13 protein-coding genes are annotated in these 15,720 nt (G+C 60.7%); 3 read left to right on the plus strand and 10 right to left on the minus strand.

Features of this window, described 5'->3' with window-relative positions; genetic code table 11:
• Window positions 1-3 precede the first annotated feature (3 nt).
• The 9 genes from GVN17_RS17510 to GVN17_RS17550 all read right to left on the minus strand — a co-directional run bounded on the left by GVN17_RS17510 (window position 4) and on the right by GVN17_RS17550 (window position 11,469).
• Window positions 4-1,155: an efflux RND transporter periplasmic adaptor subunit gene (locus GVN17_RS17510; RefSeq protein WP_166596508.1), complete on the minus strand. Its 1,152-nt coding sequence runs from the start codon at window positions 1,153-1,155 to the stop codon at window positions 4-6.
• A gap of 238 nt (window positions 1,156-1,393) precedes the next feature.
• The gene (locus tag GVN17_RS17515) at window positions 1,394-2,491 is read right to left on the minus strand and encodes a DUF1513 domain-containing protein (protein ID WP_166596509.1); all 1,098 of its coding nucleotides are present in this window, start codon (window positions 2,489-2,491) and stop codon (window positions 1,394-1,396) included.
• Window position 2,492: 1 nt separating this feature from the next.
• Window positions 2,493-3,557: an imelysin family protein gene (locus GVN17_RS17520; protein WP_166596510.1), complete on the minus strand. Its 1,065-nt coding sequence runs from the start codon at window positions 3,555-3,557 to the stop codon at window positions 2,493-2,495.
• A 30-nt stretch (window positions 3,558-3,587) separates the two neighbouring features.
• On the minus strand, window positions 3,588-5,015 hold the full coding sequence (locus GVN17_RS17525) for a di-heme oxidoredictase family protein (RefSeq protein WP_166596511.1): 1,428 nt from the start codon (window positions 5,013-5,015) through the stop codon (window positions 3,588-3,590).
• Between the two features lie 149 nt (window positions 5,016-5,164).
• Entirely contained in the window at window positions 5,165-5,704 is a 540-nt protein-coding gene (locus GVN17_RS17530) for an AP2/ERF family transcription factor (protein ID WP_166596512.1), read from the minus strand.
• A gap of 250 nt (window positions 5,705-5,954) precedes the next feature.
• Window positions 5,955-7,310, minus strand: coding sequence for an imelysin family protein (locus GVN17_RS17535; RefSeq protein ID WP_166596513.1), 1,356 nt, complete (start codon window positions 7,308-7,310; stop codon window positions 5,955-5,957).
• Between the two features lie 231 nt (window positions 7,311-7,541).
• Window positions 7,542-9,593 (minus strand): bifunctional diguanylate cyclase/phosphodiesterase, encoded by a 2,052-nt coding sequence (locus GVN17_RS17540; RefSeq protein WP_166596514.1) that lies wholly within the window; start codon window positions 9,591-9,593, stop codon window positions 7,542-7,544.
• A gap of 304 nt (window positions 9,594-9,897) precedes the next feature.
• Window positions 9,898-10,494, minus strand: a complete 597-nt coding sequence (locus GVN17_RS17545; protein WP_166596515.1) for a superoxide dismutase — start codon at window positions 10,492-10,494, stop codon at window positions 9,898-9,900.
• 372 nt (window positions 10,495-10,866) lie between these two features.
• A complete protein-coding gene (locus GVN17_RS17550) occupies window positions 10,867-11,469 on the minus strand; it encodes a LysE/ArgO family amino acid transporter (RefSeq protein ID WP_166596516.1) in 603 nt (200 codons plus the stop codon).
• Window positions 11,470-11,575: 106 nt separating this feature from the next.
• Between GVN17_RS17550 and GVN17_RS17555 the strand changes: the two genes are divergently transcribed.
• The 3 genes from GVN17_RS17555 (at window position 11,576) to GVN17_RS17565 (ending at window position 14,521) form a co-directional block, all read left to right on the plus strand.
• The gene (locus GVN17_RS17555) at window positions 11,576-12,475 is read left to right on the plus strand and encodes a LysR family transcriptional regulator ArgP (protein WP_166596517.1); all 900 of its coding nucleotides are present in this window, start codon (window positions 11,576-11,578) and stop codon (window positions 12,473-12,475) included.
• A gap of 101 nt (window positions 12,476-12,576) precedes the next feature.
• On the plus strand, window positions 12,577-13,575 hold the full coding sequence (locus tag GVN17_RS17560; protein WP_166596518.1) for an NAD(P)-dependent oxidoreductase: 999 nt from the start codon (window positions 12,577-12,579) through the stop codon (window positions 13,573-13,575).
• Between the two features lie 82 nt (window positions 13,576-13,657).
• Window positions 13,658-14,521, plus strand: coding sequence for an ATPase (locus GVN17_RS17565; protein ID WP_166596519.1), 864 nt, complete (start codon window positions 13,658-13,660; stop codon window positions 14,519-14,521).
• A 139-nt stretch (window positions 14,522-14,660) separates the two neighbouring features.
• Here the strand turns inward: GVN17_RS17565 and GVN17_RS17570 are convergent, their stop codons facing one another.
• Window positions 14,661-15,710, minus strand: a complete 1,050-nt coding sequence (locus GVN17_RS17570; RefSeq protein WP_166596520.1) for an alkene reductase — start codon at window positions 15,708-15,710, stop codon at window positions 14,661-14,663.
• Between the last annotated feature and the right edge of the window lie 10 nt (window positions 15,711-15,720).

Below are 15,720 nucleotides of genomic sequence, written 5' to 3' on the forward strand. Positions count from 1 at the left end.
GGGTCAGTCAACCTTGGGTTGGCCGCTCTGTTCGACGGGGGCTGCCGGATCGGCACTGATGGCGACGCTCGCGCCGTTGTCCAGTTTCAGCTGGCCACCGGTCACCACTTGCTCGCCCGTTTTCAAACCCTTGCGGATGATTACCAGGCCACCGCGGCGCTCGCCGGTTTCGACGAAGCGCCGCTCCACGGCCAGTTGCTGCTCGCCTTTGGTGGTCTTCTCGGGTTGCCCGTCGGCGTTCTTTTTCGGGACGATGACGAACACCGAGTTGCCGTACAGCGTGTAGGTGATGGTGCTTTCCGGCACGACCAACTCCCGGGTGTCCTGGCCGAGCATCACTTGCAGATTGGCGAACATGCCGGGCAGCAGCTTGCTGTCGGGGTTGGGCAGGGTGGCGCGGACCAGCACGTTGCGCGTGGCGTCTTCGACCTTGGGATTGATAGCACTGAGGCTGGCGTTGAACGTGCTGCCGGGATAGGCCCCGACGCTGACCTGCACCTGCTGTCCGAGGGCCAGTTTCGGCAGGACCTGTTCGGGCACGAAGAAATCGACGTAAAGGCTGCTCAAGTCTTGCAGCGTGGCAATGACGGTGCCGCTGGCGAGGTAGTCGCCGACGTCCACCTGACGAATGCCGATGGTGCCGCTGAAGGGCGCGAGAATACGTTTCTTGGCCAACGAGGCATTGAGTTGTGCGACCGTCGCGGCGGCTTTTTTCTGGGTGGCGGCGAGCTTGTCGAAATCGCCTTTGGAGATCGCCGCATCGCCCACCAGCTTGCTGCCGCGCCCGTAATCTACCTGGGCGAGCCCGAGGTCGGCTTCGGCGGTGCCAAGCAGGGCTTTTTCCACGTCGCTGTCGAGTTGCAGCAACGGTTGACCGGCCTTGACCTTTTGCCCGGATTCGAATTGCAACGCCTTGACCGTGCCCGCCACTTCGAGGCTCAGGTTCACGCCCTGCAAGGCTTTGAGGCTGCCGATGGCGGGCAGGCGATTCTGCCACGGCTGCTCGGTCACGACGGCGACCGCCACGTTGATCGGAGGTTTTGGGGCGGTAAATTGCTGGATCTGTTTGTAGACCGAAAACGCCTTGTACCCGCCCAGGGCCAAGACCACGATCAACACCATTCCCAGCATGATCAACATGCGGCGACGCAACATATTCCACTTCCTTGGAAAAACAGATGAAACAGGCGAGCACGTTAGGCGTGTCTCGGTTTTGTTGCCAGTGGTTGTTCTATGGCACGTTTTGATTGTAGGAGCGTGGCTTGTCCCGCGACCGGCGACGAAGTCGTCGTACATTCGGTAAGCGCGGGGTGTCAGTCAAAACGAGCCGTCGGATTTTACGACTGCTTCGCAGCCGGTCGCGGGACAAGCCACGCTCCTACAAAGGGTTGCATCACACAAGATGCAAATGGTTGTCCCACAACCCCGCAGGCAACTCCAATGGCTTGGCCGCTAGCGTGCTCTGCCGACAATCATAGAATCGGCAACGGCCCTGACCCGAGGTCACGACAAACCCGTCCTTCACCGCCCCGACCCCAGCGCAATCGGGAAGCGGCGCATCGAGCTTCACGGTGCCGCTGTCCAGATCCCATATGAAGAAACGATTGCCACGCGGCGCCGTTAAGGCTACGAGACGCAAATCGTTGTGGATTGCCACGCTGGCCGTGTAATGCGCCATGGCTTGCAGCTGTTGATCAGCCACCGGAAACGCCTGAAACGGCTGCCCCGGTCGTTTGATTGCCAGCAGTTCTGCGGATTCGTGAGAGGGCCCCATGAACTGTTGACTCGCCACAATCGTGCCGTCGGCGGCAATCGCCATGTGCCGCACGCTGTTCATCTGCTGCGACAAGGTTTCCTTGCTCAAGAGCGTGCCGTCCCGTTTCATCAGCACAAGGCTCGGCTCCATGGCATTGAGGTTCATCTCGACACGGCTTTCCGCTTCGGTGCGAATCCCGCCGTTGGCCACCGCTAGCGTTTCGCCGTCAGGCATCCATGAGACCTGATGCGGCCCGATGCCGTGGGTGGAGATTTCGCCCGCGTGTTCCAGACGTTCGCCAACGAACCGATAGACCCCCAACACACCGCGCCCCGGATCGGTGGTGTCGTTTTCGGTGGCGTACAGCCAGTCGCCGCTTTTGTGGACGACGGCGTGGCCGTAGAAGTGTCGGTTCGGTCGGGACGTGAGGGTCTGCAACAGACGTCCGTCGCGCAGGTCGATCAAATAACTTTCGGTGCCGGGACGTCGGGCAACGAACAGCGCGATGGGCAGCTCAGGGTGATTGATGATGTCGTGGCAACGCTGGGCGACGTGGGTGGCGAACACCTGCGTGCCGTCCACGCGATAGCCCACGGCATAGTGCTGGCCGTTTGCATCGTCACGGGCAGAAAGCAGCAGCGGGCTTTCGCCCTTTTTCTTGAACAGCGTCCAGCCCCCCAGCGTGCAGGCGCTGAGCACAAGGCTGCCGAGGGCAAGGGCCTGACGTCGCAACATATCAGTCACCATCGTTGGCATTGAAACCCAGTTGAATGCCCAACGCCTTGGCCAGCTCGCCTTCGTGCAGGCGATGAACCGCGTTGAGGCTGTCGTAGAACGCGTTCAACTGCTGACGGCCTTGTTCGCTCGCCAGCAGATCAGCCAGCGGCGGTTTCAGGGCGGCCAGCTGTTTGCGGCTCTCGGCATACGCCGCATCGATCTTGTCGGCCAATGGCTTTTGTTCGGCATTCAGCAGGCCACGCAGGCCCTTGTTGTCCACGCCCGCCCACACGGTTTCGGCGCTCGCCAGGCTCGCTTGCAGGCTGCTCAACGACGCCTTGCTGCGCCATGCCTCGGCCTGGAACGGCTGTGGCACACCCTTGGATTGACGGCCCAGCGGCGTGCCGAGTTTTTTCTTCAAGGTGTCGAGGGCTGTGACCTGCACGCGCAGCAATTCGGCAATGGCTTCGTGAGAATCGGCGTAGCGCTGATTCGGAAACTTGCTCAACTGCGCGAGCATGCCGTCGGTGCTGTTCCAGCTGTTGAGGATGTCTTCGGCCAGCGAATTCTGGCGTTCGCCAATGGCAGTGAGCAGCGGGCAGTAACGGGCTTTCTGTTCGGCGGTCGCCATGTCGATCTCAGCGTCGAACAAAATGTATTCGTAGGCCGAAAGGCCTTGAACCACGACGCTGGATTTGGACAGGGCGTCGGCACTGATCTGCGGCTGCGCGGTGACCAGCTGCTCGACCTGACGCCCGACCAGGTTCTTCTTGTCTGGCCAGAACTGGACTTGCCACGAACGGTTACCTTCGGCGAGCGGCCCGATCAGCAGTGGCTGCAATTCAGCCCAGGCTTTTTGCGCGTGAAGGAAGTCGGCGCGGGCGGTGTCCAGGTCGGATTTGCCTTCGCAGAACGCCAGCGTGCTCACGGCCAGTTGCCGGTCGGCATCGACCCAGCGGCTGTAGGTCGGCAGGATCACTTGCTTGGCGATGGCGGCGGACGTCACGGCCTGTGGGTCCGATGGCGTGCAGGCACCCAGCGCGAGCGCGGCGAGGCTGGTGAACAACAGCTTGGGACGGAACATGTCCGGCTCCTTATCGTTTGAAAATTGCGTTTATAAAGAATTCAGGAACGCCAGCAGCGCAGCGCGCTGTTCTGCGTCGAAGGCCAGCACGTGGCGCTGCGCCGGCAACGCTTCGCCGCCATGCCACAGCACTGCTTCCATCAGATCGCGGGCGCGCCCGTCGTGGAGAAATTGCGTGTGGCCGCTGACGGTCTGCGTCAGCCCGATGCCCCACAAGGGCGGGGTTCGCCACTGCTGGCCGGTGGCCTGAAATTCACTGAGGTTGTCGGCCAGCCCTTCGCCCATATCGTGCAGCAAGAGGTCGGTGTAGGGGCGGATCACTTGATTGGCCAGCTCGGGTTCGGCAGCATCGGCAGCGGTGGTGAACTGCGGCGTGTGGCATTGCTGACACCCGGCCTTGAAGAACAGATTCTTGCCTTGCAGCACCTGCGCATCGCCGACGTCGCGACGGGCCGGGACCCCCAGGTTGCGTGCGTAGAAAGTGATCAGCCGCAAGATGTTGTCGCTGACTTCCGGTTCGCCATTCGGGCCTTCACCACTCGGTGCTTCCTGGCAGGCGGTTTGCGAAGGGGTGCAATCGTCAGCAGGTTTCAGGTGGGACGTCAGCCCCATGTCCCCGGCCAGCGCGTGGGCGTTCTGTTGATTGACGGTGGGCTGTGCGGCCTTCCAGCCGAAACGCCCCAATACGGGCTTTTGCTGCGCGTCGTCCCACACCCAGTTGGGCGTGCCGGTGATGCCGGTGCCGTTCTTGTCATCGGGGTTGGCGTTGGCCAGGATCGCCGCGTCGGGAATGGCTTCGAGCAGACCCAGTCCGATCATCGGCGGCGCGATGCGTGCGGACGCGCGGGTTTGAGGGTGCATCGGCCCGTAACCGAGTTGGGTGATTCGCAGCGTCGGGCGACGCAGGTGAGCGGGGGTGCCGTCGCGAAAATGCACGGTCATCGAGTCGTACTCGACGCGCACCTTGGCCTCGGGGGGGACGCCGGGTATCGCCATGTCTTGCAGTTGTGTGCCGTAGACCGGCTCGGGCGTCAGGCCCAGCCGTTTGATGTGTTCGGCATAGGCAGGCGCATCGGGAATCGACAGGCGCACCAGCATCGACACGGCGTTATCAGCGCCCGGCTCGGGCGGATGACCGCGGCCGTCCTTGATGTGGCAATTCTGGCAGGCGTTGGTGTTGAACAGCGGCCCGAGGCCGTCCCGCGCGGTGGTTGTCGATGGCGCGATGACCCACGGGTTGCGAAAGAAACTGTTACCGACGCTGAAATCCAGGCGTCGGCTGGGGGAGAGATTGGCGGACGGCAGCGAAAACGCGTTGCGGTCGCTCTTGTTGACTGTGGTCGCGCCACCGGACAACGCTTCACCGGGTTCCGCAGACGTGAAACGCGGGGCGTCATCGCACCCGCCAAGGGCCCAGGCCATCAGCAGGTAAAACGAAAAACGGAACCGCGCAGTCATACAGATCCTGCAAAAGGGGTGGAAATCGGGGCGAGCAAGCTTACCAGCCCCGTCTGTGAGGAATAAGAGGGATTAGCGTTTGTAAGCGCCTCTCGAAACGTGTTGTAACCAATTTGCTGGCAGAGCGGGTGTCTGACCAGACGGCCTCGTCAGAAGCCTGAAATATCCAGTGAAGGGTTCTCCACCAGAAGCTGCATCATGCGTTTTTCACCTTCGATCACTTTGAAACATCGGTAGTCGCCGATGCTGTCGAGTTGGCGTTCTCGTTCGCGAATCGCCAGCTCCTTGGCACGTTCATACCCGTAGTGTTCGACCCTGAACGACTTGGTCACGCTGCTGCCGTTGCGCAAGGTGGTGCGGGCGACCCAATAGGCGATGCCGGTGTAGCAGCGGTAATGCACACCGGGATAGCCGCTGGTGTTGGTGGCGATGATGCGTTGGCGGATGTCGCGGCTGAGCTTGGGCAGGTACGTGAGCAGCAATTCGTCCCGACAGGCGTCAGCCGCCTTGCGGGCCTCTTCACGGCCGCCATAGCGTGAGAATGAGAAAAGTCGGTTGAGGGTCTTGCCATCGCGATAGATCGTCACTTTCCAGGCACGGGGCCCTTTGATGCCGACCAGCAAATGGATTCCGTAGTTGTTGGTTTTGAGCTTGCTGACGCGGCGCCTTTTATTATTTCTCTTGGGCACTGTCTGTCTCCTCCTGGATGGGATGGGGTCAAGGAAGTGCGCATGATCGGTGGCGAATTCGGGGTGTTCAATCCGACAAATAATGAACAGGAAAAGACCTACAAAACTTACAGATCGGTCCTCAGAAGCCCTTTATTTGCTGGGGTTTTACGCTTTTTATGACGCACAAAAAAAGGCCAATCCGAGGGTGGATTGGCCTTCATTTGACGTTCATTCAGACGCGCTCCGAAGAGCGCTTCTTTTGCGTCGATCAGAACTCGTGATCGGCGTTGTCAGGGTTCAGATCGGTGATGCCCAGCTTGCCTGCGGCCTGTTCGATGGCGCCGGTCTGCTTGACCAATGCCGCGATGGCATCACGCACGACCTGATTGCCCGCAGTATTGCCTGCGGCGATCAACTGATCGAAATGCTCGCCCTTGTTGGCGTGATCGACGATCACTTGCAGCTTGGCCTGGGTGTCGTCCAGATCGGCGCGCAGCGTGGTGTCGGTTGCAGCATCGGCTTTTCCGACCAGCGAAGACAGACTAGGGCCGCTGACCTTGCTGCCGTCTACGCGAGTGTATTCGCCCAGATAAACATTGCGAATACCCAGCCCGTTGTAGAAGTGCGAGTGGTGGGTGTTGTCGCTGAAGCAGTCGTGCTCGTCTTCGCTGGAGTTGGCTTCCAGTGCGACCTTCATGCGCTCGCCCGCCAGTTCGCCCAAGGACAGGCTGCCCATGCCGAACAGCATCTTGCGCAGACCGCTTTCGCCCGATTCGGCTTCCAACGTGGCGCGGTAGTTGTCGGGGACGCCTGGTTTCCAGTTGCCGACCATCTCTTCCAGATCGCTCACCAGCAGGTTGGTGGCGGCCTTCAGGTAGGCGCGACGACGGTCGTTATGACCGCCCGTGCCGCCGTTGCCTTCGATGTAATCGCTGGCGGGACGCTCACCGGCGCCAGGGCCGTTGCCGTGAAGGTCCTGACCCCAGAGCAGGAATTCAATGGCGTGATAACCCGTGGCAACGTTGGCCTCGGCGCCGCCCAGTTCGTTCAGGCTGGCCAGTTTTTCAGGGGTGATTTCAGTGACATCGACTTTGTCCTCGCCGACCTGAATCGAGGTATTGGCGATGATATTCGCCGTAGCGCCAGGGTTGCCCAAGGCATGCTGGTAATCCTTGGCGACGTAGTCGATCAGGCCTTCGTCCAACGGCCAGGCGTTCACCTGACCCTCCCAGTCGTCGATGATGGTGTTGCCGAAGCGGAACACTTCGGTCTGCATGTAAGGCACACGCGCTGCAAGCCACGCGTCGCGAGCGGCTTTCAGGGTCTGGTCGTTCGGGGAGGCAAGGAAGGCGTCGACGGCAGTGCTCAGTTTCTTCGCAGTGGATTCGGCGTCGCTGAACGCGGCAAATACGATGTTCGCGTAGTTGGCCACCACGGCCTTGGCTGCGGCATCGCTGGTCTGCGCGGGCGCAGCAGCCGGTTGGGCAGCAGGTGCTGCTGGGGCGGCAGCGGCGGGTGCGGGAGTCGGAGCGGCGGCAGCGGGCTTGTCCTTGCCTTGGTCACAACCGGCCAAAGCGATAGCGATGGCCAGCAGACTGGCGGTTGCCAGGGGCGTACGAATCATGACGGAATCCTGCGTCGAGAGGTGTGTGAACGGTGGCGAGCGCCAGTAAATCCGCGCAATGATGCGAAAGATTTGCATTCGGTGTAAAGGCAAAATGCCCAGAGCCGACGGAGGAGATATTTCAAGCTGTTACAGAATTTGAGCCCAACGCTGTAGCCGCATGGCTTGCCAGCGGCGACGATCTTGAGGGGCTCACCGCCGGCAAGCCTGACTCAGACAGCGTGTGGGTGGTTAGAGCACGCCCATGTGGGTGCGATGCGCTTGCTTCAGATACGACAGCAACTCACGGGCAGGCAGTGGCTTGCTGTAGAAATAGCCCTGACCTTCGTGGCAGCCCTCGGAAATGATGTAAGCCTCTTGCTCGGTGGTTTCCACGCCTTCGGCGATGACCTGCATGCCGAGGCTTTTGCCGAGCTGGATAATGGCGCGCACGATGGTCGCGTCGTCATCGTCGTCGATCAGGTCCTGAACGAAGCTCTTGTCGATCTTGATCTTGTCCAGCGGCAAGCTCTTGAGGTAACTCAGGGACGAATAGCCGGTGCCGAAGTCATCAATCGCGATCAGCGCGCCAGAGCGGCGCAGGCTGAGCAGGTGTTGGGCAGCGGTGCTGATGTCTTCCATCAGGCCGGTTTCGGTGACTTCCAGCTCAAGACTGCGCGGCGGCAGGCGGTAGATCTGTAGCAGATTGTTGACCACGCGCGGCAGTTCGGAGTGGTGCAGTTGAACGGTGGACAGGTTGACCGCCATGCGCAGGTCGGTGAAGCCTTGATCGTGCCATTCGCGCAGTTGTTTACAGGCCTGGTCCAGCACCCATTCGCCGATGGCAATGATGGTGCCGTTCTGCTCGGCCAGCGGGATGAACTGGTCGGGCGGCACGAAGCCATGCTCGGGATGCGTCCAGCGAATCAGTGCTTCCACGCCCACCACCCGTTGATCGCGGTAGCTGATCTGCGGCTGGTAGACAAGGTGAAACTGATTGCGCACCAAGGCTTCGCGCAGGTCTTTTTCCAACTCGCGGCGGCGGCGCATTTCGCTGTCGACGCTGGCGATGTAGAACTGGTAACGGTTGCGCGAACGGGCCTTGGCCAAGGTCATGGTCTGTTCGGCTTTCTGCAGCAGCTTCTCGGTGCTGTCGCCATCTTCCGGGAACAGGGTGATGCCGATGGTGGCGCGCAGGCGAATCTCTTCCCCGTCCACGGAAAACGGCGCTTCCAGGTCATCGAGGATATTCTGTGCCAGTTCGGCAGCTTCGTAAGGCTGCTCGATGTCGGCCTGAACCAGCGCGAACTGGTCGCCCCCCAGCCGTGCCAGCGCGCCGAGACGGCCACTGTGGCTGCGCAGACGGTCGGCCAGTGCCAGCAGCAATTGGTCGCCGGCCTGATAGCTGAATTGTTCGTTGATGCCTTTGAAATCGTCCAGACCGACGCACAACACGGCGACGCGATGCTGCACCTTACCGGCGTCGATCAGAATCTTGTCCAGTTGCTGCTGCAATTGCTGGCGATTGGGGAGGCCGGTCAGAAAGTCGTATTGCGCCATGCGCAGCAGGCTGGATTCCGCTTCGTGACGCAGATGGGTATTGCGTTCGATAGACGCCAGCAACTCGTTGGCGGTGTTGACCCAGATGCCCAGCTCGTTTTTCTCGTGGCCCTTGAGCAGCGGCAACTGGTGCTCACTGGGGCGGTCGGGATTGATGCTGGTCAGGTGTTCGATGATGCGCGACAGCGGCTTGGTCAGCAGCCAGTGATAGACGAGATACAGCACGAGGCCCATGGCCAGCGCTCGCAGCACGCCAGAGATGAAAATGATCATCGAATTGATCAGAAAGCCTTCGCCGTAAGTCGCGGTGTCCAGCGTGATACGCAGGTCGCCGTAGTATTCGCTGTACGGGCTGCGGCCGACCAATTGGGTGGTGAAGCTGCGCTCCTGGCCAAGAATCGGGTCGGTCAGCCAGCGCGTGGGAGAAGGTTTGAGGTCACGGGTTTTTTCCGCAAGCAGCGTCTCGTTGGGATGACCAATGGACGCCATGCGCACGGCCTTGTCCTGGAACAGGCCTTCAATGACCTGCATGCCCATTTCCCGGTCCAGGCTATAGACAGCCTGAGTCGACGGGTCCCGGAACATGTCGAGAATCCGCTCGGCGTCAGTGGCAACCGCCTGGCGCGTTTTGTAGGCGTCGTACACGATCTGCGCGCAGCTGAGCACAACGCCCACGACCAGCGCCGACAACAACACCACACGCAGCAGCTTCACCGACAAGCTGTTTTTGAGTTCCAGCTTCAAATGGGCATTCCTTCATCCATGCTGGGCGACTGCTTGCAAGCATTGGCAATGCAGACCTTCGGGTCAAGGTCTTGATACACCTCTGACCTGTTTCATTTGGATAACGATTCACATGCAGGCAAGTAAGGCTATCAACACTGTGTCGGTAAACAGGAGGCGGAACTTGAGCCTCGCTTCGTCGATATCCGGCGGAAACTGATATTAGTCCGCTATCGTTTTCTGACAATACATAAAGGACGAACAGAAGGCGAAAAAAAACCCGGACAGGCCGGGTTTTTCTTCTAAACAGCGTTCGATGCCGTAATCAGGCAGTGAAAGCCTTGCCTTCGAACTGCTCAGCGACGAACTTCCAGTTCACCAGGTTCCAGAACGCCTCGACGTATTTTGGACGCAGGTTACGGTAGTCGATGTAGTAAGCGTGTTCCCAGACGTCGCAGGTCAGCAGCGGGGTGTCGCCGCTGGTCAGCGGGTTACCGGCGCCGATGGTGCTGGCCAGTGCCAGGGAACCGTCAGCCTTCTTCACCAGCCAGCCCCAGCCGGAGCCGAAGGTGCCAATGGAGGTCTTGCTGAATTCTTCTTTGAACTTGTCGAACGAGCCGAACGCAGCGTTGATGGCATCAGCCAGAGCGCCGGTCGGTTGGCCGCCAGCGTTAGGCGCCAGGCAGTTCCAGTAGAAGGTGTGGTTCCAGACCTGGGCTGCGTTGTTGAAGATGCCGCCCGAAGAAGATTTGACGATTTCTTCCAGCGTCTTGCCTTCGAACTCGGTGCCTGGGACCAGGTTGTTCAGGTTCACGACATAGGCGTTGTGGTGTTTGTCGTGGTGATATTCCAGCGTTTCCTTGGAGATGTGCGGTGCCAGAGCATCGTGTGCGTACGGCAGCGGCGGCAATTCGAAAGCCATGGTAATTCTCCTAATCAGGTCAGGTTGCGGTTAGCGCAAGGCCGATCACGGACGGCCAGACAAAATACGCCGGCGAGTTTTTACTCTTTGCGGCGTAGGGGCTGGATCATAGCACCGGCCCCGGCCCATAACCACGCAACAACTGTGTGGGATAGAGGTTCCAGAGCTTTGCTTTGGAGGTGATGGAAAGATTTGATGAGCGGCGGGGCGGTCATTGATGAAGTTCGCTATTGCCCGACGGCTTGCCGTAAACGCGAAATCTGTAGGAGTGAATTCATTCGCGATGCATGGGGACATTCGACGGATATCTATCGGATGTGCCGCCCTCTCGCGAATGAATTCGCTCCTACAGGTGTTTGTCGGTGTGCTGGCTTATGCCGAGCGAATCAGTTGCACCGCCACGCTGAACATCATCACCGCAACCATCAAGTCCAGCAGGCGCCAGGTGGCGGGGCGCGCCAGCCAGGGGGCGAGCCAGGCGGCGCCGATGGCGAGGGTCGAGAACCACAGCAGCGACGCGCTGGCGGCACCGGCCACGTAGGCGCTCGGTTCGGTCTGTTGAGCGCCGAGCGAACCAATCAGCAACACGGTGTCGAGGTACACATGAGGGTTGAGCAGCGTCACCGCGAGCGCTGTCAGCAATACGGCGCGACGTGAGCGCTGACCATTGGCGTCGCCTTCCTGCAAGCTCTGGGGCGACAGCGCACGACGCAACGCCTTGGCGCCATACCACAGCAGAAACACCACGCCGCCCCAGCGCGCCACGGCCAGCAACGTCGGGTTATGAGCCAGCACGTTCGCAAGCCCGAATACCCCGGCCGCCACCAGCACCACATCGCACACGATGCACAGCACGGCCACGGACAGGTGATGCTCGCGACGCAGACTCTGCGCCAGCACATACGCATTCTGGGTGCCGATGGCCATGATCAGGCCGAACGCGACCAGCAGTCCGTTGAGGTAGCTTTGCCACATGATGAAGTGCTCCGAAATGACGGTGTTGCTAAGAAGATGTGGCGATTGTCGCGGCTGAGGCTGTATAAGAAAAACCAATAATCCTGATCGCTCATTAGGAAAAGTGATGTTCGATTACAAATTGCTTTCCGCGTTGGCGGCTGTCGTCGAACAGGCCGGGTTCGAACGCGCAGCACAGGTATTGGGGTTGTCGCAATCGGCGGTGTCCCAGCGGATCAAACTGCTGGAGGCCCGGGTCGGTCAGCCGGTGTTGGTGCGGGCCACGCCGCCGACGCCCACCGAAATCGGTCGGCGCTTGCTCAACCATGTGCAGCAGGTGCGCTTGCTCGAACGCGACTTGCAGACCTTGGTGCCGGCGCTGGACGAGGGCGGCGCCCCCGAACGTCTGCGCATCGCGCTCAACGCCGACAGCCTGGCAACCTGGTGGGCGCAGGCGGTGGGGGATTTTTGCAGCGAGCATCACCTGCTGACTGAACTGGTGGTCGAAGATCAGGAAGTGGGCCTCAAACGCATGCGCGCCGGGGAAGTGGCGGCGTGTCTGTGCGGCAGCGAGCGACCGGTGGCCGGGGCACGCAGTTTGCTGTTGGGCGCCATGCGCTATCGTGCGTTGGCCAGCCCTGCGTTCATCGCCCGGCATTTTCCGAACGGCGTGACCCCGCAGGGGTTGGCGCAGACCCCGGCGCTGGTGTTCGGCCCGGATGATTTCCTCCAGCACCGGTATCTGGAATCGCTGGGCGTCGAGGGCGGTTTTCAGCACCACCTTTGCCCGTCGTCAGAGGGTTTCATGCGCATGACCGAAGCCGGCATGGGCTGGGGGCTGGTGCCGGAATTGCAGGTGCGTGAGCAACTGGCCAGCGGAAAACTGGTGGAATTGTTGAGTGATCGCTGCATCGATGTGCCGTTGTACTGGCATCATTGGCGCAATGGCGGGCAATTGCTGACGCAGCTGACCGATCACCTCGCAAAAAAAGCCGGGCAATGGTTAGTGCCGCTGGCAGCGGATTGAGCGTCACTGCCGGTGTTGGATAAAGCGGGACCTACAATTGACCTTCCGACGCCATCACGGCGGCGCTCGGTGCGAAATGTATAGATGAGATGGAGCGGTAAATGAAGATTCTGGTCACCGGCGCGAGCGGCTTCATCGGCGGACGCTTCGCGCGTTTTGCGCTGGAGCAGGGGTTGAGCGTTCGGGTCAACGGCCGTCGTGCGCAAGGCGTCGAGCACCTGGTACGTCGGGGTGCCGAGTTCATTCAGGGCGACCTGAACGACCCGGAACTGGTGCAGGCTTTGTGTGACGACGTCGAAGCCGTGGTGCATTGCGCCGGAGCGGTGGGCAACTGGGGGCGTCGTCAGGACTTCCATCAGGGCAACGTGCAAGTCACTGAAAACGTGGTCGAGGCCTGCCTCAAGCAGCAGGTGCGGCGGCTGGTGCACCTGTCATCGCCTTCTATCTATTTCGACGGCCATTCGCACCTGAACATCCGCGAGGAGCAGGTGCCCAAGCGTTTCCACAATCATTACGCGGCCACCAAATACCTGGCCGAGCAGAAGGTGTTCGGTGCCGAAGAGTTCGGCCTCGAAGTGATCGCGCTGCGTCCCCGTTTCGTCACGGGGGCGGGCGACACCAGCATCTTCCCGCGCCTGATGCAGATGCAGCGCAAGAAGCGCCTGTCGATCATCGGCAATGGGCTGAACAAGGTCGACTTCACCAGCATCCAGAACCTCAACGAAGCCCTGCTCAGCAGTCTGCTGGCGACGGGGTCGGCGCTGGGCAAGGCCTACAACATCAGTAATGGCACGCCGATTCCGATCTGGGATGTGGTCAATTACGTGATGCGCCAGATGGAATTGCCGCCTGTCACCCGTTATCGCTCGTACGGCCTGGCGTACAGCGCCGCGGCGATCAACGAGGCTGCGTGCCTGCTCTGGCCCGGTCGACCTGAACCGACGCTGTCGAGAATCGGAATGCAGGTGATGAGTCGAGATTTCACGCTTGATATCAGCCGCGCCCAGTATTATCTGGATTACCAGCCCAAGGTCAGCGTCTGGACCGCGCTGGACGAGTTCTGTGGCTGGTGGAAGGCCCAACACGGCGCCGAGCTGTAAAACACCCGGCGATTCGGGTGGTCCTAACGTTCGGCGGAGCGAATCCGCCCTTCAAGATTCAACGGATTTCAAAGGGAAACGCATGCGCAAAGATCCGTATGACGACGTCGATGACGTCCCGAGCCTCAGCGCCAAAGATGATGACGACGATTTTATTCCGACCACGGCGGGCGCTCGCGAGCGCACCACGGTGTATTCGCGCACCACGCCGGTGGTGAAGGTGAAAGCGCCGGGTACAGGCGCGTTGTGGGCGTTGATTGGCGCGCTGTTCATCGCGTTTTGTGGCCTGGGCTGGTGGAGTTTTCAGCAGGTCTCGTTGATGGAGCAGCAACTGGTCGCTACGCAAGAAAGCTTCGCGCGGATCAGTGAGGAAGCGGCGGGGCGTTTGCAGGACATTTCCGGCAAGGTTGTAGCCACTGAGTCGGTCGCCAACAGCGGCGGTGAAGCGCTGAAAGCTGAAATCAAGGCGCTGCAGGATCAACTCGCCGAGCAGAGCAAACAGCAGCAGGGCGCGGCCGGGGTGCAGGGCGGCCTGGACAAACGTCTGGAAACCATCGCCACGCAAGCGACACAGCAACAGGCCACGAATCAGCAATTGCAGGATCAACTCAAGGCCGTGACCACGGAATTGGCGGCGCTAAAAGCCGCGATGCCGGATGGCAAGTCGGCGCAGGCCGATCAGGATCGTCTGGATTCGCAGCTCAAGAGCTTGAGCGCGGACGTGGCAAATCTGAAGAAGAGCAACAACAGTCAGACCATCGAGCGTCTGGAGCAGGACATGATTGTGCTCAAGAGCGAGCAGGACAACCGTTCGGCGCAGGCGGCGTCTTCAGGGGCGAGCACCCAGGAATTCGATGCGTTCCGTGGGCAGATGACCCGCAACCTGAACACGTTGCAGAGCCAGATTCAGACGTTGTCGCAGCAGATCAATTCGCGGGCGCAGTAGGGCTTCGACGATGGCGCCAATCGACCTGTGGGAGCGAATTCATTCGTGATGCAGGGGTACATTCGACAGATTTCCATCAAATGTACCGCCCTCTCGCGGATGAACTCGCTCCCACAGGGGCGCGTCAGATTATCGGGCCTTACAACGCCGGATAGTCGATATAACCCACCGGCCCTTTGGCGTAGAACGTCTCTGGATGCGGCTCGTTCAGCGGCGCATCCTTCGCAAGGCGCGCAGGCAGGTCAGGGTTGGCGATGAACGGCACGCCGAATGCGACGGCGTCGGCCTTGCCACTTTCCAGCCATTCGTTGGCGCTGTCTTTGGTGAATTTCTCGTTGGCGATGAACACCCCGCCAAACGCTTGTTTCAGGCGCGGCGACAAGCTGTCGTCGAGTTCGCGTTCGCGGGCACACAGGAAGGCGATCCCGCGCTTGCCGAGCTCTGTCGCGACGTAGGTGAAGGTCTCGGCCAGGTTGTCGTCGCCCATGTCGTGCAGGTCGGCGCGTGGCGAGAGGTGCATGCCTACGCGGCCAGCGCCCCAGACTTCTACAACCGCGTCGGTCACTTCCAGCATCAGGCGTGCACGATTTTCTACGGAACCGCCATAAATGTCGGTGCGCTGGTTGGTGCTGGTCTGCAGGAACTGGTCGAGCAGGTAACCGTTGGCGCCGTGGATTTCCACGCCGTCAAAGCCGGCAGCCTTGGCGTTCTCGGCACCCACGCGGTAGGCCTCGACCACGTCTTCGATTTCAGCCAGCTCCAGCGCACGCGGCGTCGGGTAGTCGGCCAGCGGGCGAACCAGGCTGACGTGGCCTTTCTGTTGAACGGCGCTCGGTGCGACCGGCGCTTCACCGTTCAGGTAGATCGGGTGGGAAACACGGCCCACGTGCCACAGTTGCAACACGATCTTGCCGCCCGCCGCGTGAACGGCCTTGGTGATGTTGCTCCAGCCACGGACCTGATCGTTGGACCAGATGCCCGGTGTGTCGGGGTAACCGACGCCCATTGCGGTGACCGAGGTGGCTTCGGTGATGATCAGACCAGCCGAGGCGCGCTGCGCGTAATACTCGGCCATCATCGCGTTGGGCACGCGGCCTTCGTCGGCGCGGCAGCGGGTCAGCGGGGCCATGACGATGCGGTTGTTCAGATCGAGTTCGCCGATCTTGATCGGGTCAAAAATCGTGGTCATCGGAAGGTAT

Source organism: Pseudomonas sp. SLFW (assembly GCF_009905615.1).
Lineage (GTDB): Bacteria > Pseudomonadota > Gammaproteobacteria > Pseudomonadales > Pseudomonadaceae > Aquipseudomonas > Aquipseudomonas bambusae.